The organism is Streptomyces sp. NPDC088915 (genome assembly GCF_044749825.1).
Taxonomy (GTDB): Bacteria; Actinomycetota; Actinomycetes; order Streptomycetales; family Streptomycetaceae; genus Streptomyces.
In genome coordinates, this window is sequence record NZ_JBIVIR010000037.1 from 1 (window position 1) to 20,736 (window position 20,736).

Annotated in this window: 20 protein-coding genes and 2 pseudogenes; 9 read left to right on the top strand and 13 right to left on the bottom strand. The window is 70.6% G+C overall.

The window, feature by feature from the left end; all coding sequences use genetic code 11:
• Together ACIP5O_RS36390 and ACIP5O_RS36395 are read left to right on the top strand one after the other, a co-directional pair.
• On the top strand, positions 1-2,407 hold a 2,407-nt coding region (locus ACIP5O_RS36390; RefSeq protein ID WP_401302003.1), incomplete at its 5' end, for a Helicase associated domain protein.
• Positions 2,408-2,551: 144 nt separating this feature from the next.
• Entirely contained in the window at positions 2,552-2,749 is a 198-nt protein-coding gene (locus ACIP5O_RS36395) for a hypothetical protein (RefSeq protein WP_401302006.1), read from the top strand.
• Positions 2,750-2,842: 93 nt separating this feature from the next.
• Here ACIP5O_RS36395 and ACIP5O_RS36400 read toward each other — a convergent pair whose 3' ends face one another.
• From ACIP5O_RS36400 to ACIP5O_RS36410, 3 genes are all read right to left on the bottom strand, one after another.
• Positions 2,843-3,253, bottom strand: coding sequence for a hypothetical protein (locus ACIP5O_RS36400; RefSeq protein WP_401302009.1), 411 nt, complete (start codon positions 3,251-3,253; stop codon positions 2,843-2,845).
• A 105-nt stretch (positions 3,254-3,358) separates the two neighbouring features.
• The gene (locus ACIP5O_RS36405) at positions 3,359-5,164 is read right to left on the bottom strand and encodes an FG-GAP repeat domain-containing protein (RefSeq protein WP_401302012.1); all 1,806 of its coding nucleotides are present in this window, start codon (positions 5,162-5,164) and stop codon (positions 3,359-3,361) included.
• 349 nt (positions 5,165-5,513) lie between these two features.
• On the bottom strand, positions 5,514-6,374 hold the full coding sequence (locus tag ACIP5O_RS36410) for a mucin-2 (protein WP_401302014.1): 861 nt from the start codon (positions 6,372-6,374) through the stop codon (positions 5,514-5,516).
• On the opposite strand from ACIP5O_RS36410, the gene ACIP5O_RS36415 reads away from it, so the two are divergent.
• On the top strand, positions 6,363-6,827 hold the full coding sequence (locus tag ACIP5O_RS36415) for a hypothetical protein (protein ID WP_401302017.1): 465 nt from the start codon (positions 6,363-6,365) through the stop codon (positions 6,825-6,827). The two genes, ACIP5O_RS36410 and ACIP5O_RS36415, sit on opposite strands and share 12 nt — an antisense overlap.
• Before the next feature lie 16 nt (positions 6,828-6,843).
• Here the strand turns inward: ACIP5O_RS36415 and ACIP5O_RS36420 are convergent, their stop codons facing one another.
• The 5 genes from ACIP5O_RS36420 to ACIP5O_RS36440 form a co-directional block, all read right to left on the bottom strand.
• Positions 6,844-8,547: a CocE/NonD family hydrolase gene (locus ACIP5O_RS36420; RefSeq protein ID WP_401302020.1), complete on the bottom strand. Its 1,704-nt coding sequence runs from the start codon at positions 8,545-8,547 to the stop codon at positions 6,844-6,846.
• A 641-nt stretch (positions 8,548-9,188) separates the two neighbouring features.
• Positions 9,189-11,243: a SpoIIE family protein phosphatase gene (locus ACIP5O_RS36425; RefSeq protein WP_401302023.1), complete on the bottom strand. Its 2,055-nt coding sequence runs from the start codon at positions 11,241-11,243 to the stop codon at positions 9,189-9,191.
• A 1-nt stretch (position 11,244) separates the two neighbouring features.
• Positions 11,245-12,048, bottom strand: a complete 804-nt coding sequence (locus ACIP5O_RS36430; protein ID WP_401302026.1) for an acyl-CoA dehydrogenase family protein — start codon at positions 12,046-12,048, stop codon at positions 11,245-11,247.
• Between the two features lie 65 nt (positions 12,049-12,113).
• On the bottom strand, positions 12,114-12,479 hold the full coding sequence (locus ACIP5O_RS36435) for an STAS domain-containing protein (protein WP_401302029.1): 366 nt from the start codon (positions 12,477-12,479) through the stop codon (positions 12,114-12,116).
• Complete coding sequence (locus tag ACIP5O_RS36440; RefSeq protein ID WP_401302032.1) at positions 12,476-13,900, bottom strand: PP2C family protein-serine/threonine phosphatase; 1,425 nt, start codon at positions 13,898-13,900, stop codon at positions 12,476-12,478. The genes ACIP5O_RS36435 and ACIP5O_RS36440 overlap by 4 nt, the downstream gene beginning before the upstream one ends.
• A 435-nt stretch (positions 13,901-14,335) precedes the next feature.
• Here ACIP5O_RS36440 and ACIP5O_RS36445 point away from each other — a divergent pair.
• A pseudogene (locus tag ACIP5O_RS36445) lies at positions 14,336-15,215 on the top strand (IS5 family transposase).
• A gap of 53 nt (positions 15,216-15,268) precedes the next feature.
• Positions 15,269-15,793: an AAA family ATPase gene (locus tag ACIP5O_RS36450; protein ID WP_401302035.1), complete on the top strand. Its 525-nt coding sequence runs from the start codon at positions 15,269-15,271 to the stop codon at positions 15,791-15,793.
• 73 nt (positions 15,794-15,866) lie between these two features.
• Here ACIP5O_RS36450 and ACIP5O_RS36455 read toward each other — a convergent pair whose 3' ends face one another.
• From ACIP5O_RS36455 to ACIP5O_RS36465, 3 genes and pseudogenes are all read right to left on the bottom strand, one after another.
• Positions 15,867-16,217, bottom strand: a complete 351-nt coding sequence (locus tag ACIP5O_RS36455; RefSeq protein WP_401302038.1) for a 5-carboxymethyl-2-hydroxymuconate Delta-isomerase — start codon at positions 16,215-16,217, stop codon at positions 15,867-15,869.
• A 28-nt stretch (positions 16,218-16,245) separates the two neighbouring features.
• A pseudogene (locus tag ACIP5O_RS36460) lies at positions 16,246-16,446 on the bottom strand (SpoIIE family protein phosphatase); the annotation flags it as partial.
• A gap of 293 nt (positions 16,447-16,739) precedes the next feature.
• A complete protein-coding gene (locus tag ACIP5O_RS36465; protein WP_401302041.1) occupies positions 16,740-17,252 on the bottom strand; it encodes a hypothetical protein in 513 nt (170 codons plus the stop codon).
• A 117-nt stretch (positions 17,253-17,369) separates the two neighbouring features.
• Here ACIP5O_RS36465 and ACIP5O_RS36470 point away from each other — a divergent pair, with 117 nt between their 5' ends.
• The 4 genes from ACIP5O_RS36470 (at position 17,370) to ACIP5O_RS36485 (ending at position 19,884) form a co-directional block, all read left to right on the top strand.
• Entirely contained in the window at positions 17,370-17,957 is a 588-nt protein-coding gene (locus ACIP5O_RS36470; RefSeq protein ID WP_401302043.1) for a hypothetical protein, read from the top strand.
• A 5-nt stretch (positions 17,958-17,962) separates the two neighbouring features.
• On the top strand, positions 17,963-18,589 hold the full coding sequence (locus ACIP5O_RS36475; RefSeq protein WP_401302045.1) for a hypothetical protein: 627 nt from the start codon (positions 17,963-17,965) through the stop codon (positions 18,587-18,589).
• Positions 18,590-18,659: 70 nt separating this feature from the next.
• On the top strand, positions 18,660-19,028 hold the full coding sequence (locus ACIP5O_RS36480) for a DEAD/DEAH box helicase family protein (protein WP_401302048.1): 369 nt from the start codon (positions 18,660-18,662) through the stop codon (positions 19,026-19,028).
• A 38-nt stretch (positions 19,029-19,066) separates the two neighbouring features.
• Positions 19,067-19,884, top strand: a protein-coding gene (locus tag ACIP5O_RS36485) for an IS5 family transposase (protein ID WP_401302050.1) whose coding sequence is annotated in 2 segments (ribosomal slippage) — positions 19,067-19,409 and positions 19,409-19,884 — 819 coding nt in all. Because the reading frame shifts where the segments join, the coding sequence is not laid out codon by codon here.
• Between the two features lie 138 nt (positions 19,885-20,022).
• Here the strand turns inward: ACIP5O_RS36485 and ACIP5O_RS36490 are convergent.
• Together ACIP5O_RS36490 and ACIP5O_RS36495 are read right to left on the bottom strand one after the other, a co-directional pair.
• Positions 20,023-20,232 carry a hypothetical protein gene (locus tag ACIP5O_RS36490; protein WP_401302053.1) on the bottom strand — a complete coding sequence of 70 codons (210 nt, stop codon included), beginning with the start codon at positions 20,230-20,232 and terminating at the stop codon, positions 20,023-20,025.
• 75 nt (positions 20,233-20,307) lie between these two features.
• Positions 20,308-20,736, bottom strand: a 429-nt coding sequence (locus tag ACIP5O_RS36495; RefSeq protein ID WP_401302056.1) for an RHS repeat-associated core domain-containing protein, incomplete at its 5' end; no start/stop codon positions are given.

Below are 20,736 nucleotides of genomic sequence, written 5' to 3' on the forward strand. Positions count from 1 at the left end.
CAAGACCCTCGCGGCCGCCCGCAGCGCGGAGGAGCTCCATGCGAGCCGGGTGCTCGTGTTGGTGCCGTCGCTGGACCTGCTCGCGCAGACCGAGGTCGCCTGGCGCGCGGCCGGGCGCCGGGGGCAGGTGATCGGGGTGTCCTCGCTGCGGGGCGAGGAGGCGAGCTTCCCCAGCACCACGGACGTGGACGAGCTGATGGAGTGGACGCGGGGCCTGGAGAAGGTGACCGTGTACGCCACGTACGCCAGCCTCGGGATGGGCATTCTGGAGCGCGCGCACGCCTCAGGCCTCCCGGGGTGGGACCTGATCGTGGTCGACGAAGCCCATAGGGTTTCGGGCCGGATCGGGAAGCCCTGGGCCGTCGTCCACGACAACGCCCGCATCCCGTCTCTGCGGCGCCTCTACATGACCGCCACGCCCCGACTGTGGCAGCTCGGGGAGGACGACGCGGCCAGCGGCGCACCCGGCGAGCTGGTGGCGAGCATGGACGACCACCCGGACTCGCCTTTCGGCAAAAGGGCGTTCACGCTGACGCTCTCGGAGGCCATCGACCGGGGAATCTGTGCCCCCTACCAGGTCGTGTGCGTGGACGTCACCGACACGCAGCTCCAGGCCGTCCAGCTCCTCGGGGCCGAGGCGCGGTCCGAGGAGGTGCGCGGGGCCCGGCTCGCGGCGCTCCAGACGGCGCTGATGAAGGCCTCGGCCGAGGAGAACCTGAGGCGCACGCTGGTGTTCCACGGGGTGATCAAGGAGGCCGAGGCGTTCGCGGCCGGCCTCCCCGGCGTCGCTGGGCAGCTCCACGACGCCGACCCCGAGCTCTACCCGAAGACGATCTGGGCGGACTGGCTGTGCGGGGAGCACAAGCCCCTCTACCGCCGCCGGGTACTGACCGAGTTCGAGGACGGTGTCGACGAGGACGGCACGGTGGTGGAGAAGGCGTTCCTGTCGTCGGTGAAGGTCCTGGGCGAAGGCGTCGACACCCGCCGGTGCGACTCGGTGTACTGGGCCGACGTGCGCGGTTCGATGCCCGACCTCGTCCAGGCCGTCGGGCGTGCGCTGCGGATGCAGCCCGGTGAGGGGAAGGTCGCCTCGCTCGTGGTGCCGGTGCTCCTGGGGCCTGGGGAGACGGCGGACAACATGCTGACCTCCCGTGCGTTCGGCGGGCTCGCCAAGCTCTTGGAGGCGCTCCGGGCGCACGACGCGCGGGTGGTGGAGGCGTTGGCGGAGCAGCAGCGGCCGAGCCGCTACACGTCCGTCAGCAAGGACGAGAGCGGGTCGGGCATGCGTGGGAGCGGGAAGGGCTCCACGGGCGTCAGCGCCTCGGCCAGGGCGTTGCTGAAGTTCTCCACGCCCCGCGACCCGGCCGCGCTCGCCGCGTTCATTCGGCTGCGGGTGCTCGACCCCGAGCACGAGCACTGGCGGCGCGGCGTCGAGGCCGCCGTCCTGTACCAGCGGCTCCACGGGGGCCTGCGCGTCCCGTTCACCTTTCGGGTCCCGGTGAAGGAGGAGGGCCGGGAGGTGCAGGGCGAGGGGTGGCCGGCGGCGCTCGCGGGCTTTCCGCTGGGGCAGTGGATCGCCGACAGCCGGCGCTTCTACGCCCGCGGCGAGATGGACGCCGAACGCGTGGAGGAGCTGGAGAAGCTCGGCATGGTCTGGTCCCACCACGACGTCGCCTGGGAAGAAGGTCTCACGGCGGCGCGCGGGTGGGCCGCCGAGAACGGGCACCTCCTGGCCCCGCTGGACGCGGTGTTCCAGGGGGCGGCGGTGGGGATCTGGTTGAAGAACGCGCGGGCCGCCGCCCGGCGCGCGGCTGAGCTGGAGCAGCGCCAGGCCGAGGGGCTGCCGGTGGTGTCGTGGGCCGGGGCACTGTCGGAGGCGCGGCGCGAGCAGTTGGAGGAGGTCGACCCGTCGTGGTGCCCGAGCTGGCCAGTGGAGTGGCAGAGGGCCTTCCACCTCGTACGCCAGCACCTGGACGAAGGTGGAGTGCTGCCGATGGCGGCCGGGGAGGTCGTGCGCCAGGGCGAGGATCTCGGACGGTGGGTGCGGGCGCAGCGGCTCGGGTTCGACAAGCTGAGCGGCGTGCAGCAGTGGATGTGCGAACACGTCCTCGGCATCGCCCCGGCCACTGAGGAGGAGAGGCCGAAGCCGCGTATGAGTCAGGCGGCCAAGTGGGCCATGCACTACACCGCCGCCCGCCAGTTCTACGAACGCGAGGGACACCTAACCGTGCCGAGGAAGCACGTCGAGACCGTCGTCCTCGGCGGCGACGACGAGGGCGAGGGCTGGGAGCGGCGGGAGGTGTCGCTCAAGCTCGGAGCCTGGATCGGCAACCAGCGCTCCCGAGTCGCATCGCTCTCCCCCGAGCGGATCGAACAACTCTCCAAGATCGAGATGAGATGGGCGTGACGGGCGTGGTACTTAGCGGCGGCTACGGGACCACTGCCACACCCCTATCACCACGATCAACGCGACAATGAAGCTCCCTACCGAGACCGCCGCGTTCGGACCCGCTCGTAAGGCAAACGAAACCATGAAAAGATCCCTGCCCCCATGCCCAGTGGGGACACCCGGTCGACACCGCATTCGTACAGCCAGGCGGCCGACGAGTTCCGGTTCCCCGGATCCTGGATGCCCGGCGGCCGGGGCCGTCAGACCGTCGTGCTCCTGACCCACCTCCTCACCACGCCGCGCACGAACCGGCAGATCGCGCGCGCCTCGACCACAAAGACGCCCCACGGGCGCCGGTGACCGTGCCCGTGCGCGACCCGAGGTGGGACGCGCGGCGGGCCCGGGACGACGGAGGAGGGGCAGCGTGAGTACAGACTCGTACGACGAGGTCGCCTACGGGCGGGAGCTGGCCCGGATCCGCCGGCACCAGGACGAGGCGGTGAACGCCCGCCTGGAGGTGTTCCGTGCCCCGGCCGCCGCCGGGGTGCCGGCCGGGCGCGCGGACGAACTCGTCGCGCGGCTGGAGGCCGGAGCGCTCGCCGGGGTCCGTACCTGGATCGTGGAGAGCAGCGCTCCCGACGGGGTCGAGGAGCGGTTCGAGAACGGCTGGGACACGGGCGTACGAGCGGTCGTCACCGGCGTGCTGCGGTCGGCCGACCAGGCCGCCGCCCAGCGCGGCCGCGCCACCACCCACCAGCCCTGCCCCGCCCGGCAGCCCGGCACCGCGGCTCCGGCTGGAACAGTGAAGGCGACGGTCCTGGTGCCCGATGTGCGGGAGGTCCCGGGGGGCAGGGAGGTGCGCATGGGCCCTGGTCGGCCCGCAGCACGTCTTGGGCCCCGACGCGGCGGAGGAGATCGTCCTCGTGGGCTCATAGCAGCCCAGTCGCATCGTTGGGTGGCGCGGGCCGATCAGACGATGTGGTCGTACGCAGCCTTTGCGTGGATGTCTGTAAGGACCCTTTTGGCGAAGGGACGGCGCCAGTCACCGGTTCCGGTGTAGAGGTAGACCTGGCTGGTGACCGGATCGTGGGCGAGGAGGTCGGCCCGGCCGTCGTGGTTCACGTCTCCGGCGCCGGTCAGCTGGCCGTAGACCTGCCAGCCACCGCCGATGAGTTTGCGGGTGGTGAAGGTGCCGTCGCCCTTGCCGAGGTAGAGCCAGAGAAGGCCGTTTTTGTCGCGGGCGACGAGGTCCCCGCCGGTGGCGCCGCCGATGTCGCCGACCGCGGTGAGCTGGTTGTAGAAGCCCCAGTCGGCGCCGATCTTCTTGCGGGTCTCGTAGGGGTGGCTGCCGTGACCGGTGCCTTCGTACAGATAGAGCCCACCGGCCGTGTCGAGGGCGACGAGGTCGGGGCGGCCGTCTGCGGTGAGGTCGCTGCCGCCGGCGATCTTTTCGTAGACCTGCCAGCCGCCGCCAATCCGCGTGCGGGGGAGGAAGCCGCCCTGTCCGTTGCCCTGGTGGAGCCAGAGGACACCGGCCGCGTCCCGCGCGACGACGTCTGCCGCGTAGTTGTCGGCGCCGCCGGTGACGACGGCGTCACCGGCGATCTCGATCTTGCCGTAACCCTGCCAGCCGGTGCCGGCCGACGCCCGGGGGCGCCCGTCCGCGGCGCTGTCCCGCCACAGCGTCCCCGAGGCGTCCCGTCCCAGGAGGTCGGGATGGCCGTCCGCGTCGATGTCGTGGACGAGGTCTCCGGCAGTCGTGCTTCGGGCCACGAACACCGCCGCGGGCCTGCCGTCGCCACCGAGCGTGACGCGGTGGATGCCGGTGTTCCCGCCCCGGGCGCCCTGGACGACGGCGGCCGTGCCGTCCGTGGCGGTGAACAAGGCGTCGACCCGGTCGAAAAGGGTGACCGTCGTCCCGGTCACCAGGTGCCGGGCGCGGCCCCCGAACAGCAGCCAGTCGCCGAGCAGCCCGATGCCGAGGGTGCCTGTGCCCGCCGCTTCGGTGACGGTGTCCTTGCCCGTGACCCGGTCGCGGACCACCACGCGACGCGGGGTGGTGGCGGTGGCCGGCTCGGTCCAGGCGACCCGGGTTGCCGAGACCGCCTCCACCTTCGGGTACGTCTCCGAGACGATGGCAGTGGCCAGGTCGATCAGGCCCACCCTCTGCTCGCCGGTGGTGGTGCGGTAATCGAGCAGTCCGACCGTCGCGGACGCGGGACGTACCGCCAGGTAGGTGGTCCCGGCGGGCAGCCCCCGAACCTCACGGGGCGGGGCGTCCTTGGTATCCAGCCACAGGGGGCTCTTCTCCCCCAGGGCGTCGTCCCCTCTCAGGGCAATGGCCGACCCGGTGGTTCCCTCATAAAGGGCGTCCAGCACGCCGGGTATCTCTTCGGTACGGAACCTCTCCCCGGTTACCAGGTCGACGCCCACGCCGTCGTAACCGTCGTCCGATCCGGCCACCATCTCTCCGGACACGTCGTTCAATCCCTCGAAGTAGCTGGTGGTGAAGTCACGGGGCGCGCCACCCGCGTAGGGGACCCAGCGGTACGTCGTGAAGTCCTGGTGTCCGGTGGGGATGTCCAGAACGTAGCCCTGGAGGCCCGCGCCGAGCAGCCTGGTCCCAGGCAGGAGCGAAGGGAAGGGGACGCCGGACGAGTCTGCGCTGGAGGCGACCGCCACGAGTGGGCCATATGCGCACGTGGCGGCGGTCATGGCCAGGACTGCCGCCACGGAGGAGACAAGACGGATGGAGCCGACGGTACGGAACTGCAAGGAGACCTCCAGGAAAGACCAGACGCAGACAGCGCTACACCTGGTCAGATACACAGGTGGCACGATGGGTTGTACGTAAACCAAATCGGCCTCAGCCTCCGGGCGGAAGAACACCCGGCTCACCCCGCACCGCGACGTCCACACGCCCCGCAAGACGGGCGTCACGTCCCGGAGCAAGGAGTCGGTAGTCCGTCGACCACGCCGCACAGGTCAAAGATCAAGTTAGCTGAGCCGTGTGCAGACGGAGGCTGCAATCTGTCGGTTTCACGTCAGCGCGCCACCTGCACAGGTATCGCTCCGTGACAGTGGGATCGGCGCGATCCCTCACACTTACGGCAGTGCACCCCACTTAAGAAAACCGGGTTGACCTACGGCAATGCTCCACCCCGCCACTGTCTCTCACTCCGCTGTCACGAAACCGAAAGATCGCATCTGGGGCGGTGCGGGCGGGGTGTCCACAAGCGGTTCTCCCTTGATAGTCGGTCAGGTGATGCGGGCGATCAGGGCGGTGGCGTTGTCGGCGTACGGGGTCCCGCTGTGCGCGGGCGTGGCGGACGGCGTCGTCGACCAGGAGCTCGGCGGCCTCGCGTGGATCGCCGGTGAGATGGTCGCCCAGGTCGTGGTCGATGTCCTCGTGGGGTTCGTAGGCGCCGTCGGAGGCCGGCAGCAGCCGTCCGGGGCGGGCGGGGCCGGACATGTACTCGATGGCCGGGTGCCCCCGGTGCTGTTCGGTCTCCTCGTCGTCGCGGATTCCGCCGAGGCAGGCGGTGATGAGGTTGCGGTCGCCGTGGCCGTCGCAGGCGCGGCGGGCGTTGTGGTCCTCGGTGAGCTGTCGCAGGGGTCCGAGGCCGTCGAGGAGGAGGTGGGCGCGGGCGTCGCCCGAGCAGGCGGCGGAGAGCGGGCCGCCGGGGGCGTGGACGGCGACGACGGCCGCTGCGGCGGGGAGGTCGTGGCCGGGGGTGTGGCGGGCGGGGTCGGCGGCGTAGCGGTCGTACTCGGTGCGCAGGCCGGCTTCCGTGTCGCCGTGTCCGGCGGCCGCGCGGGCCGGGCGGCGTGCGGCGGTGCGGGTCCAGGTGCGGACGGCGCGGGTGTCGCCGACGCCGTCGAGGAGGGCGTAGGCGCGGGTGCCGTCCGGCACCCGGCACACCGCCGTCGCATCGCACTGGAACACCCGGTCCTTAAGCCGCCGGGCGACTGCGTGCGTCTTCACGGCCAGGTCCTCACCGGCGTCCCCGACGGGGCCGAGGAGCGGTTCGAAGACGGCTGGAACGCGGACGTACGCGCGATCGCCACCGGCCTGCTGTGGCTCGCCGACCAGACCGCCGCCCAGCGCGGCCGTGCCGTCACCCATCCGCTTTCCCCCGCTCCGCAGCCCGGCGCCCCGGCCGCGAAGGAAATGGCATCGGCTCCGGTGCCCGGTGTGCGGGAGGTCCTGGAGGTGGCGTGGCGGTGCACGTGGGCCCTGACGGCCCTGCAGCACTTTCTGGACCCCGACGCGTCGGAGGAGATCGTCCTCGTGGCCCTGGGCGCCGTACGGGAAGGCGAGCGCGAGGGGTACGCCCAGCGTCTTCAGGAGTTCGCCGAACAGTACCGCGGGCGTCTGGAGTGGATGCTGCGCGGCTACGGGCCGGGCAGCGCGCTCGCCGTGCGGAGCCGTCCTTGAGGAAGTCCGGGCAGCCTTATGCCGTCGCGGGGATGACGGGCAGCAGGAGGTGGGCGGGCCGGTCCGGTCCCCAGTGCAGGGTGCAGCGTCCCCGGGTGCGGGTCCGGTAGGAGGCGGGGAACTGGCCGGTCAGCGGGTTGCGCGGGGACAGCCATCGGCCGGCGACCACCAGCCGGAGCTGCTCCCCGGCACGGAAGAGGGTCGAGGAGGCGCCGAGCGCGATGTCGACGGGGACGGCTTCTCGCGCCGGGACGGGTTCGCGCACCAGACAGGCTGGCACGGGTTCGAAGGGGCGCGATCGGTCGGTGTCGAGTGCCCGTAGGGCGAGGTTCTGCCATCCGGTGGCGACGCGGTCGCGGCCGTATCCGTAGGAGCCTTCGAAGGGGACGAAGCGGCCTGCGCTCCATTTCTCGACGCCCACGACGAGGTCCATGTCGTCGGCGTCGTGCAGCTCGACGTACAGCCGCAGTGCCATGGGTCCGGTGAGCTCGGTGTCTTCTGTGACCGTCCAGCCGAACCGGGCGCCTGCCCGGCGGACGTCGAAGGAGAGCGATCCCGGGGCGGTCGGCGGGTCGGTGGCGAGACCTCGGGCCGTGAGGTACGCGGGGGTCCACCGGGTGCGTTCCAGCGGCCAGGTCTCCTCGTCGCGTACCTCCACGACGTGGTCGGCGCGGTCGCGGACCTCCAGCCGGACCCGGGGCAGTAGTGGCGCGTCCCGCCCTTTGAGGTGGCGCTCGAAGAAGCGCAGTTGGGCCGCGCGGGCCTCTTGGTCGTAGAAGACGGCCCACTTGCCGCCGCGGTGGGTGTACAGGTGCCGCTCCGTGGAGCCGATCTGCTCGAATCCGGCGAACGAACCGCGGCTGTGGAGGTTGTTGTCGGAGAAGCTGCCGCAGACCAGTGCGGGCACCTCGATCGCGGACAGGTCGGGGTCCAGGGACCGGTACCAGTCGTCGATCACCGGTCTGCGGGCGCTCTCCCGCCGGAACGAGTAGGCCTGCCGGACCTTCTTCAGGCCGAGGTCCCAGAGCCTGAGAAAGCCGTTCTCCTCCACGCCGCCGGGGCGTGCCAGTCCCCGGTAGGCGTTGGTGAACCCTTCCCACGGAGCGATCGCCTTCAGCGAGGGCGGCCGGGTGGACGCCGCCCGCCACTGCGTGAGCGCCAGGTAGGACACCCCGAGCATGCCGACGGCCCCGCTGCTCCACGGCTGGGCACCGGCCCACTCGATCAGGTCGTGGACGTCCTCGCCCTCCTGGGCCGACAGCAGCGCTCCGACGCCGTCCGACGTGCCTGCTCCCCGCAGGTCGCAGTTCACCACCGCGTAGCCCTGCCCGACCCACCACACCGGGTCGGGCCCCTCCCAGGTCGTGAGCGAGGAGAAGACCAGGGGTCCGGTCTGGCGCATGATCCGGTAGCGGAACGACAGCTTGGGGCGGCCCGAGGCGGTGAACTCGGGCAGATCGTCCTTCCCGTACGGGTGGGCGAAGAGGATCACCGGTACGGGAGTGCTGTTCGGCGGACGGTGGACGTTGACGCGCAGAAGGGTGCCGTCCCGGGTGACGACCGGGCAGTCGTTCTCGACGTGCACCTTCCCCGGTTCCGGGCGGTACACCGAGATGCTTGGCCGCAGCATCCCCGAAAGCCGCGTGAAGGCGTACCTGACGCGCCCCGGCCTGCTCCACGGCTTGTCATACCGGGCTTCGTCCTGGTGACCGCTGCTCATCGGACCGGCTCCCGTACCCCGAGTCAATGATCTGGCACTCATGAAAAACCATGTCAAGGGGCGGAGGCGCCGGCAACTTGGAGGCGCCGGGCACCGGGCCCGGTGCCCGGCTCCGGTAGGGGCGCAGGTACACGGCCGGCAGGTAGGAGAGCGCTTCAGGTCCGGAGCCTTCCGGTCCGTGAGCGGACAGCGACACGCGGCCACCGCGCCGACCCGGACTCCGGCAGCACGCGGCCGTCCCGCGATCCACCGGCCGGTTCTGCCCCGTGTGCCGTTTCGACGCATGGCAGGCGAATCCGGCCACGGGCACGAGACCGACGGCGAGGAACAACCCGGCCGCCTCCGGATCGAGACCGGTCAGGGCCGGCCGCATCGCGTGTCCGTGAAGGGCTCAGAGAGACCGGTTGAGGGCATATGTCGCAAGGGCAGATCCCTCCCGCTGTCGACACAGCCGACGGCCCCCCTTCGGCCGATCCGTCCGGAGCCGTGTACGGCCTGCGACGGCGACGATGTCGACCGTCCAGCGGCCGCCGGCAAGCCCGGTATGGGTCCGGCCCGGCCTCAGGGTCTGACCGGGACCGCCATGGTCGTGGCCTCGACCGCGGCAGCAACTGCTCCCCGCCGTGCCGGTGACGCTCCGGTCAGTTGGAGGTGGGGGCGGTGGCGGTGAGTGCCAGTACGGCGAGGTCGTCACGCAGTTGGGTGCCCCACCGGTCGTAGGCGTGGGTGAGCATGGCCGTGACGAGGTCGTCGGATGTCGTGTCGCCGCTTGTGGAGGTTGCGGTGATGAGTGCGGCGAGGTCTTCGGGTTCCTGCTGTGCGTGGGCGCCGGCGCCTTCGGTGAAACCGTCGGTGTAGAGCACCAGTGACTCGCCGGGGTGCAGTTGCAGCTCGCTGACCGGATGGTGCGGGGTGTCCAGGACGCCCAGCAGGGGCCCGTGCGGGGCGAGGGGGGCGGTGTGCCCGCCCGTGCGGCGCAGGAGGGGCGCGGGGTGCCCGGCGGAGGCGATGCGCAGACGGGCCGGGGCGTGAGAGGGGTCCAGGACGGCGTAGACGAGGGTGCAGAAGGGGGTGTTCTCCCGCCGCAGGGCTCGGTTGATCAGGGGAAGGACGTACGCGGGGTCGGTGGTGTGCTGGGCGGCCGTCCACAGGGTGTGGCGTACCAGTCCGGTGATGGCCGCGGCGGCGGGGCCCTTGCCGCAGACGTCGCCCAGGACCAGGACGTGGCGGCCGTCGGGGGCGGTGAAGGCGTCGTAGAAGTCGCCGCCGATGTGCAGGCCTTCTCCGAAGGGGATGTACCGGGCGGCGAGGTCGAAGCCGGGCGGGTTGATCAGGCTCGGGGGGAGCAGGGGGCGTTCCAGGGCACGGGTGGTGGCGTGCAGGCGGTACAGGAGGCGGTCCTGCTGGATGCCGACGGCTATCTGGTCGGCGAGGTTTTCCAGGGTGGTGCGGGTGGAGCCGGGCAGGGCCAGGCGGGTGGTGAGGGTCAGGACGCCGATCGGCTGCCCGCCGGTGATCAGCGGGTAGCCGGCGAACGAGCCGTGTCCGGAAGCGGAGGCGGTGTGCGGGTCCGCTGTGGGCGGGGCGGCGTCCAGGTGGGGGCGCAAGGTGGTGAGGACCCGTTCGGCCAGGTGGTTCTGGGTGTCCTGGCACGGGTTCGGGGCCGTTTGCCCGTCGCCGCTGTCGGCACACGTGGTGTGGGACAGCCGGCCGTACTCGTCCGTGGTCCAGATGCACACCCGGTCGGCGCCCAGGCGGTCGACCGCGGCGCGTACGCACCGGTGCAGGCGCTCGGGCAGTGATCCGGGTTCGGTCATGGCGGCGGCGACTTCGGCGGTGAGCAGGGCCTGGCTGGTGCGTTCGGCCAGTTTGCGCTGGGCGTGCAGGCGGTCGGTGACGTCGTCGGCCAGGACCAGGGTACGGGTGCGGCCGTCGGCGTCCAGGACCTGTTGCGCGGCGACGCGCAGTGCCTGGGAGGTGCCGTCGGACCGGGTGCGTTCGAAGACGGCGTCGGCTTGGGCGGTGTGCGGATGCGCGGCGGCGGTCAGGTGCCGCCGCAGCGCGGGGCGTTCCTCGGCGGGGAACAGGTCGGTCAGCGGCCGGTGCAGGATCGCGGCCTCCGTCAGCTCCAGGGTTTCGGCGGCACGGCGGTTCCAGGCGATGACCTCCAGACCGTCGAGCATGAGGGCGCCGATGGGGGCCTGGGTGAGGAACTGGCCCAGCAGCCGTTCTCCCAGCTGCCGGCCGATCGTCGCGCTGCCGGCGGAAAGCTGCTGCTGGGCCGCCGCCTGGGCCGCGGCGTGGGCGCGGCGGCCCGTCAGGGCGTGCAGGAGGTGGGCCACGGTGGCGGGCAGCGGCCGTGTTCGCTCGCGTACCTGGGCGACGACGTCCGGAGAGAACAGCAGCGGGAGGGCTGCGAGCTCGGTCTCGGAGGCGGGAGCGGCCACCACTGCCACGGCCAGGTCGGCCGGATGCGGGCGCAGGGAGTGCACCAGGCCCGCCGGAGCGGGCACGCCGGGGGCGAGTACCGCCACGGTGGGGCGGCGCTCACCGAGCGTGCCGGAGGTGAAGACCGGTGCGTCGCCGGCCGTGGTCTCGGCGAACTCCGCGGTACCGGCCAGCTCGTCGCGCAGGGCGCGCGCCGTCGGGCCGTCCACGTCCACCAGCAGGATCAGCGGCGAGTGGGCCGGTTCCATCTCAGCCCTCCAGAAGGGGCTCGTCCAGCAGAGCACGGCCCGCCCACACACGCAGCATGTCGGTGCCGGGCGACATCACGTGAGCAGCGCGGGCATCACGCAGCATCCGATGCAAAGGGGAGCGTTCGCCGTAACCGACGCCGCCGACGAGGGTGAGGGCGTCGTTGACGGTCGCCTCAGCCGCGTCCGCGACCTCGGCCTTGGCCGAGGCCAGGCCCAGCAGCGCTTCCGGTCCGCCGGTGTCCGCCTCGGTGGCGGCGTGGTAGACGAGGCGGCGGGTGCGTTCCACCCGGGCCCACATCGTGCCCAGGCGGTGCTGGACGACCTGGTGGCCGGAGGGGTGCCGGTTCGACCTCGTCCGTTTGCGCTGGAGCAGGTGGGCGCGGGTCTCCTCCAGAGCGGCCGCGGCGACGCCGAGGTAAGTGCCGGCCATGGCCATCAGGAAGTAGGGGGCAACGACGTTGAAGACGTACCAGATCTCGTCGCCCCGCTCCCCCAGCAGGCACCTTTCGGGGATTTCCACACCGGGCAGGTCCAGTGCACGTGAGGCGTTGCCGCGCATGCCGAAACCCCGCCAGGGCTCACCCCACACCAGTCCGGGGGTGCCGGCGTCCACCACGGTGCAGGAAAACTGTCCCGGGGGCGTGTCCGGCCCGCTCGCCACCGCGGACAGCACGTAGGAATCGGCGTGGGCGGCGTTGGTGACGAAACTCTTCGCACCGGTCAGCCGCAGCCGGCCCGGACCGCTGCGCTCCATCCGGGTCTGCGGCAGCCAGAACTCCCCACCCGTGGACGGCTCCGACAACGCCAGCGCGGATCATGGGACGTCACAAGCAATACAAGCCGCGCCGCCCTGTCGAGCGAGGGGTTTCAGGCGGTGGTGCGGCTTTGGCGTGCGGCAAGCGCGGCGTCGGCGCTGGGAAAGGCGGGCAGGAAGGTGTCCATCCCGGTGACGCTGAGCAAGCGGCTCAGCCGGTCGGGGATGGCCGCCAGGGTCAGCGAGCCGTCGGCGTCCTTGGCGCAGCGCCAGATGCCGACGAGGGCGCCCAGTCCTGAGGAGTCGCAGAAGGTGACGCCCGCTAGGTCGGCGACCAGATGGGGGTGGCCGTTTGTGATGAGCTCGAGGGCGCGGGCCCGTACGGCGGGCGCGGTGGTGATGTCGAATTCACCGGACAGTGCGATCACGGCCAAGGTGCCGTCGGTGTGCGGGACGTCGATGTGGAATGCGTCGGTCATGGGCGTCGGTTCTCCTGCCCGACGGAGATGTCGGCGCTCGGGGCGGCGGCGCTGTGAGCGGTGGTGGTGATACCTGCGGGAGCGGCATCGGGGGTGGGGACGGACAGGGCCAGCAGCGCCACGTCGTCGCGTTCGGTGTCGGGAAGGGTGTCCAGGAGCGCGACGGTGTCGTCGATCAGGGCGCCGGCAGCGACCGGCGCCGGCCGGTGGACCAAGAAGTCGAGCAGGCCGGTGTCGGCGAGCATGTGGCCATCGGCGGTGCGTGCCTCGGTCAGACCGTCGGTGTACAGCAGCAGCCCCTCGCCGGGTGCCAGGTGCAGGGTGCGCGAGGCGAAGGAGGCCTCGGCGAACGCGCCGACCAGCATGCCACCCTTGGCGCGGACCGCGTCGACCCGTACACCGCCTTCCTTGGCGGGGCTGAGGTGGTAGGCGGGCGGGTGGCCGCCGGTGGCCAGCGTGACTGTGAAACCGCCGTCCCGGTCTGGATCGAGCAGGCCGAAGATGGCAGTGCAGAAGCGGGTACCGACCGCCGCATCCAGCAGCAGCGCCGTGTTCAGGGCATTGAGCGCGGCCGTGGGGTCCGCGTCGACGAGGGCTGCGGCCCGCAGCGTGTAGCGGGTCAGTGAGGTGACCGAGGCGGCTTCGGCGCCCTTGCCGCACACATCGCCCAGGAAGAACGCCCACCGGCCTCCGTCGACGGGGAAGACGTCGTAGAAGTCGCCGCCCACTTCCTGCGGGGAGGCGGTCTTGTAGTGGCAGGCCAGCTCCAGCCCCGGTACCGCGGGCAACGCGGGAGGCACCAGGGTGCGCTGCAGGGTGGAGGCGAACGCGGCGATGGCCGCCTTGTCCCGCTCCGCCCGCTGCCGGGCCTCTTCCTCCGCTTGGCGCTTCTCCTGCTCGACCTTGCGGCGCTCCTGCTCGGCGCGTACCGCGTGCAACGCCGCCAGCCGCAGTTCAAGCTGGTCGCGCACCACCGCCGCCAGGTCCGCGAGCGTGGCCGAATCCGCCTCGCTGATCTTACGGGGGCGGGTATCGAGGACGTTGACCGTGCCCAGCCGGTACCCGTCGGCGGTGATGATCGGGGCGGCCGCGTAGAACCGCACCCCCATCGGGCCGGCGACCAGCGGGTTGGAACAGGCGGCCGGGTCGAGCAGGGTGTCGGGGATGACGGTGGTGTCATCGGTCAGGACCGCCGAGGCGCACAGGCCCGGATCGCGGCCGATCTCGGTGACGCCTTCCAGTCCGTGCGTGGCCTTGAACCAGATCCGGTCCTCGTCCACGATCGTCACCGTTGCCACCGGCACCTCGAACAGGCGCGCCGCCAGCGCTGCGACTCGGTCGTAGGCGCCGTCCGGAGGGGTGTCGAGAATGTCGTAACGGCGCACCGCCGCCATCCGTGCCGCCTCGGCCGACGCGGCCACACGCCCGCTCGGTGCTATCGCAGGCGAACTCGCTTGCTCCGGCATAACCCTCGTCTCATTCGTCCCCCCCAGGAGGTGCCGACCAGACAGCCGGCACCCAGGCACTGTACCGACATGCCTCAGCGCACCCGACCCGACGACGAACTGCGCGGAAAAAGCCGCAACCGGGCGCAGTGATCACCAAAAGGCGAAACGCGACGGCGTTCGTGGTGCGCCGGTTCGTCGGGGTCGGCAGCGCGGGTGGCGGCGAGGACGAGGAGGACGACCGCGCTGCTACGCCGCGTCCTCGGGGACGAGCCGGCCGACGGCTCCTCCAGCGGCCTGGCCGCCCGGCTCATCACCCTGGCGTCCGAGGACTGAAGCCCGGCCCGGGGACTAGGTCTTGTCCGGCGAATCATGTGGCGGTCGCCTCGCGTCGGGACCATTGTTCAGTTCGTGAGGCGGGGTGATCTGACGAATGATGAGTGGCGCGGCTTGCGCCCCATCTGCTGACGACCGGCGGCCGGGGCGGGCGTTGGAACGACCACCGAACAGTGATCAACGGGGTCCTGTTCCGGGCCCGCACGGGAGTCCCGTGGCGGGATCTGCCAAACCGGTTCGGGAACTGGAAGACGGTCTATGAGCGTCATCGCCGCTGGTCGGCGGACGGCACCTGGGATCGGATCCTGCAAGCCGTCCAGTCCGCTGCCGACGCCGGGGCCGGATCGACTGGAGCATGGTGAACGTGGACTCCACCTCGTGCCGAGCCCATCAGCACGCTGCCGGAGCTCCGCGCAGGACGCCGCGAGTTCCGAAGCGGAGATCAACACCTCGGCAGCACCGCCCCGACGAAGGGCTCGGCCGTTCGCGGAGCGGTCTGACCTCCAAGATCCGCCTTGCCGGGGAAGGCGGCCTGTGCCCTCTGGCGCTGCTGATCACTCCTGGTCAGTGGGGCGACAGCCCGCAGCTGATCCCAGTCCTCGAACGCATCCGGGTAAAGCGCCTCGGCGGCGGGCATCCGCGGACCCGTCCCGACCACTTGGGCGGCGATAAGGCATACAGCTCCGGCCGCAATCGCCGCTACCTGCGCAGACGCCAGATCAAACACACCATCCCGGAACCGAAGGACCAGCGGGCCAACCGCAGACGCAGAGGCAGTAGAGGAGGCCGGCCCGCGGGCTTCGACAAGGAGAGGTACAAGCGCCGCAACGAGGTCGAGCACACGATCAACCGGCTCAAGCACTTCCGTGCCGTGGCTACGCGCTACGACAAGCGCGCCTACGTCTTCCACGGCACTGTCACCGTGGCCCCCCTCCGCCTGTGGCTCAGCCCGTGATCGGGCAGATAAAACGGTGGCCGCCTGATTGGCCTCCCTGCCACGATCGGGGTGTGACCACGTTGTTCCTGATGGTCGGCCTGCCAGGGGCCGGAAAGACCACGCGGGCCCGGCAGCTCGCCGCGGAGCACGGCGCGCTGCGTCTGACGCCCGACGACTGGATGATTCCCCTGTTCGGCAAGGCGGAGGCCGACGGGAAGCGCGACGTGCTGGAGGGGCGCATGCTCTGGCTCGCCCTGGAGGCGGTCAGACTGGGCACCGACGTCGTCGTGGACTACGGCTGCTGGTCACGGGACGAACGCTCTGCGATCCGCTGGCTGGTGGAGGCCGAGGAGGCATGCTTCCGCATGATCTACCTGCCGGTGAACAAGGAGACCCAACGCGCCCGTATCGCCCACCGCTGGGCGACCACTCCCGAAGAGACACTGCCAATGTCCGAGGCCGACATCATGCACGGGCGCGCGCATTTCGAGGAGCCCGACGCGGCGGAACTGGAGGGCCACAGGGTCGCCGGCCCGCCGCCCGGGTGGGACGACTGGCGGGAGTGGGCCGCCGACCGGTGGCCCTCGTTCGCGTGACTGCTGCGGCCCACGACGATTCGGCCGTACCGGGCGTGCCTGCACCAGTCCGAAATGATCCGCCGGACAGGCCCTAGAACTCGACCTTGCGGTAGGACGGGTCCAGGTCGCGGACCTCGGCGGAGACATGCATCCGGTAGCCGTCCTCGGGCCCGGCGAACTTGCGCAGCAGGTCCACCACCGCCTCCGTGAGCTCCGCCTTCGTCTCATCGGTGCGTCCGGCGAGCAGGCCGATTGTGACGTGCACCAGGAGGTGCCCCTCGATGTCGGTGCCGACCGCCGAGTCCTCGCCGCGCACGACCTGCGTCTTGCACTCCTCCAGACGCGCAGCAGCCTTCTCGACGACCAGTTGGTTCAGTGCGCTCGCGAGCCCTTCCCAGTCGACGTCGTCCCGCCCGGTCCGGGTGACGAGAATCTGCGGCATGGGCACTCCTGTTCTACGGCGACACCGCTCAGCCTAGTCGCAGCACCAGCATCGCGATATCGTCCTCCCGCTCATGGCCGAAGCAGCCCAGCAGGGTGTCGCACAGCGAGGCGAGACCGGCGGGGGCGGTGCTCGCGGCCGTGCGGAGCTGGTCCATGGACACCGCGAGGTCGACTCCGCGGGTCTCGATCAGACCGTCGGTGACCATCAGGAGGCGGTGGCCGGGGCTCCGTCGCATCTGCTCCGATGCCGTCCTACAGGCTGGCGCGCCAGTCCGGATCCGCCGGCACCAAGATGACGCCGTGAATGCCCGCTTGAAGGTGCTCCGGACCCCGGCCACCACCGGGATCTTCTCCGGACTCGTCGCGATGTCGGACCAGTACCTCGGACTCAGTGCTCGTGCACGTAGCGGGTCGACTTACCGTCTTGACTGGGGACGAACGTCCTCTTGAAGGAATGCACCCAATGCCGTGGGCCCCGACGCGGGGTGCCGGGGCCCGCGGTGTGGTGCGAGAAAGACGGTCAGCCCGTCCGCAGCGTGGCCTCGTGTGAGGCTCGCTTCAGGTCTTGTTCCCGCGACGGCGTGCCGCCGCGAAGCAGGTCGGTCCAGCTCTCTGCGTGGCGGAGGTGGAACTCCGATGCCCCGCCGAAGAGGCGTCGGCGCCCCAAGACCCGAAGCTCACGGGATAGCTCCGCCTCGACGGCGGCCGTCATCTCTCCAAGGGAGGGCGGGACCGCCTCGAAGGACACCAGCAGCGGTTTCTCGCCCAGCTCGCCACCCCAGCCGACGGTGAAAGACTTGTCCGTCAGCAGTACGCGCAGGGCGACTTCACGATCCCATCCCAGCGGCAGTGCCAGCTCCAGATTGTCCTGACCTTTCAGAGCTGTGCCGAGGTACCACTGGGCTTCGTCTCCGATGATCCCGGCAGGATCGACGGCTATGAGGAGTGCGTCGATGGCGTCGACCAGCTCCCGCTCACGTGCTGTCGGTTCCTCCCGTGCGTTGAGCTCCGGGTTGGTGTGCAGGTAGATCATGCGTTGGGCCTCCTTTCATCAGAAGAGGGTGAAGTGCCGGCAAGGGTATTCCGGTGGGCTCGGCACATCGGGATCGTCCCGGCCCCCGGCCCCCCTCGGGGGAGGTAGTCGCAGGCGGTGGTCGAGGTGCTGGACGCCGGCGTCGTACGGGCCGCGATGAACCAGGAGCCGATCCCGGGTGGGGTGGCGGCGGACCGGATCTCCGAAGCGCTCGGCACGCCGAACACGCATGGGCAGAAGGCGGCGGTCACCTCGTTCGTGGTCCGCCGGTTCATAGCCCGCGGCCTGCTGGTCGACCTGTCCGGCAACCCGAAGGGCACGCTGCACCATCCCGGTCAGGTCACCGAGATCTGCACGCGGGGGAACCCGGCCGAGCTCGTCGCCGCGGACACCCCGCTCGGCCCCGACCAGGCCGCCGACCGCCTGCGCGTGAGGCGGGTGGAATTCGACTGGATGGTCAGGCTCAAGCGGATCCGGGCTGCGGAGTGGGCTGAGGTTGAGTACGGCACCTCACGGGCCGGGGCGGCCCTGGTCCCGCTCTACCGCACCACCGACATCGCCGCCCGAAGCGGGGTCTCCCGGTCCATGGTCGGGGCACCGTGCGTGTTCCGATCGGTGGCGCGCCCTCTAGGCTGTGCTCCGGTCGGGCCCGGGCGCGGGGGTCCCAGGAGGTGGAGAACAGAGTGCCGGTGGAACGTCACATAGCAGGGGTGCTCCAGCAGATCGCCCGTCAGCAGGACATCGTTGAGATCGCCCCTCAGGGCTCCGCGCCGAAGGCGGCCGCTCTGGCACATGTGGTGGAGCAGTACGGCTACACGTACGGCATGGCCTACAGGACCGGGTTCAAGAACTCACTGGTCCAGGTCAGGATGTACCGGGACCCGCGGCCCGACGCGCGCGTCCGCGAGGCGGCAACCATCACCGCCCATCCGCGGGCGGGCAACGGCGGGACAGTGCCGGGGTTGAAGCAGGGCTCGCTGAAGCCGCTCCCCGAAGCGGCTGGTGCCGTGGCGGTGCTGAAGGATCTCGTCACTTTCGACGTCATGGCCCTGTACGTCGCCGACCGGAGCCAGAGGCTTCTGGTCTACCTCGCCTGCGCGGTCCTGACTGTCCTGATGTTCATCGACAACAGGTCGCCGGTCGAAGCGGTCGCCTCCGGCGGGGCGGTCGCGCTGCTGTGCACCGTGGCGTTCAAGGTGGGCACGGTCCGCCGCAGGATGATCGCACAGCGGCTGACGGACGCCGGGTTCCTCACAGTGCGCGACGAACAGGGCAGCCGGCGGTTCCTGCGCCCGGGGCAGCAGTTGCCCGGCCACACCAACCGGTTCGCCGCCTGAAGGCCCCGGCCCCCGTCACCGCGAAGTTGCCTGCGCGCTCGACCGTGCCCGAGCGGGGCTCCGCGCGCAGGTGATCCTGGCGACCAGGTCGGGCAAGACCCTCGCGGCCGCCCGCAGCGCGGAGGAGCTCCATGCGAGCCGGGTGCTCGTGTTGGTGCCGTCGCTGGACCTGCTCGCGCAGACCGAGGCCGCCTGGCGCGCGGCCGGGCGCCGGGGGCCCGGCCCTGGTCCCGCTCTACCGCACCGCCGACGTCGACGCCCTGCCCGGCGCGCACCCCGAGGTCGACCGGGAGGAGCTCCGCCAGGTCGAGAAGGGCCGGCGCTCGCCGCTCGCCGCACTGCGCCCGAAAACGGAGGTGAAGGCGGCTTTGGCGTCGGCGTAGGGGTCGGGCAGGCGAGAAGGGGTGGCCGCCCTGGAGTCCGGGTGGTCGCCCCTTAGACCGTGTCCTATGTGGTGAGGCGGTCGTTGGGCAGGTCATGGGGCGGGGTACGTGGAGTTGGATTGTTCCGGACGGGTTGTGGGAGATCGCGAAGCCGCTGATCCCGCCGTCGAGGGTGCGGCCGCAGGGCGGCGGGACGCAGGACACGCCTGATGAGACGCTGTTCGCCGCGATCATCTACGTGCTGGTCAGCGGCTGCGCCTGGCGGGCTCTGCCGCCTTGCTTCGGGATATCGAAGTCGACCGCCCATCGCCGGTTCCTGATCTGGTCCAGGGCGGGCGTGTGGGGCCGGTTGCACGAGGAGATCCTGCATCGCCTCGACGACGTCGGCCTGCTCGATCTGTCCCGTGCCGTCCTCGACTCCGCGCATGTGAGGGCGAAAAAGGGGGCGAACTCACCGGTCCGAGCCCTGTGGACCGGGGCAAGCCGGGTTCCAAGATGCACGTCCTGTCGGACGCGAACGGACTGCCTCTCCTCGTCGGCCTCTCCGCGGCCAACGTCCATGACAGCCAGGCCCTGAAGCCCATGGTCCTCGGTCACCAAACGAGACACGACCCCCACCGCGGCCGTCACTTCAAGCCCCAGCGTCTGCACGCCGACAAGGCCTACGACGTACCTGAACTGCGGAAATGGCTCCGCGGCAAACGCATCGGCATCCGCATCGCCCGCAAGGGCATCGAGTCCTCCGAACGACTCGGCCGCCACAGATGGGTCATCGAGCGGACCATGTCCTGGCTGACCGGCTATCGCCGGCTCAACCACCGCTACGAACGCCATCCCCGCAACTACCTGGCCTTCCTCGGCCTCGCCGCAGCAATCTGCTGCTACAAACGACTCCTCCGCCTCACCACATAGGACCCGGTCTAAGGAGAAAGCTTGCTCGATATCCATAGTCGACGCCCACAAGCAAGCCCTCGGGTGCTTACCCGAGAGCTTTACCGTGTCAGCCGACTAGCGGAGCTGCTGTGAGAATTACCAATGCAGGGCGGATTCTCAAGGCTGTCCACCCTTTCCCTTCTGAACGAAGAAGTATCCGACAAGGCAGATGGCAACAACCATTACCAGTACGACCCACCCGCCGGTGTTCCCGGAGACAATCAGAAACGCCGATAAAAGAATTCCGATCACCGCGAAGAACGCGGCAAACTGGGCGTACCTCTTAACGACGGCTCGTTGCTCCATCGACCAGCCCACACGTGTCACGGCTTTCTCCTTTCGAAGGGTTGGTAGGGGCGAGAAAAGACTATTTCTCCGCCCCCCACCCAGATTCCGGGTTCGTCAGCCCCCGACGGCGTTGGATGCGATCTGCCCCACGCCCCATCCGATGACGTAGCACCCTGCTGTGGCTCTGAGGAAGGTGCCAAGAGTCGGCGTGGCAGTGGCTACCACAGCTGCACCGCAGGTAGTTGCAGTCAGACTTCCCACTACGAGCCCGGCGACGTCGCCCCATAGTGCCCGTGTGTCTCCCTGGGGCAAGTGGACGCCTGCGCCGATGAGGTCACTGGCGTTCCCGAGGGCGTCCACCGCACCGTCAAGACTCAGCAGCCCTGTGGGGCCGATGCGGTTGACGGGATCACCTTCGGCATACAGGTAGGAGTTTTCCTCCTGCCCAGAGGGGTCGGGCTGGGTGAAGCGGCCGATGTTGGCGTCGTAGTAGCGGGCGGCGAGGTGGTAGAGGCCGGTGGGGTCCTGGTAGCCGCCGGCGAA

Bases quoted from the DNA above. Each gene is read 5' to 3' on its own strand.
- ACIP5O_RS36465 (WP_401302041.1), bottom strand. From the start codon at position 17,252: ATGATCTACCTGCACACCAACCCGGAGCTCAACGCACGGGAGGAACCG.
- ACIP5O_RS36420 (WP_401302020.1), bottom strand. From the start codon at position 8,547: ATGAGCAGCGGTCACCAGGACGAAGCCCGGTATGACAAGCCGTGGAGC.
- ACIP5O_RS36400 (WP_401302009.1), bottom strand. From the start codon at position 3,253: ATGCGCACCTCCCTGCCCCCCGGGACCTCCCGCACATCGGGCACCAGG.
- ACIP5O_RS36425 (WP_401302023.1), bottom strand. From the start codon at position 11,243: ATGGAACCGGCCCACTCGCCGCTGATCCTGCTGGTGGACGTGGACGGC.
- ACIP5O_RS36395 (WP_401302006.1), top strand. From the start codon at position 2,552: ATGCCCAGTGGGGACACCCGGTCGACACCGCATTCGTACAGCCAGGCG.
- ACIP5O_RS36435 (WP_401302029.1), bottom strand. From the start codon at position 12,479: ATGACCGACGCATTCCACATCGACGTCCCGCACACCGACGGCACCTTG.
- ACIP5O_RS36455 (WP_401302038.1), bottom strand. From the start codon at position 16,217: ATGCCGCAGATTCTCGTCACCCGGACCGGGCGGGACGACGTCGACTGG.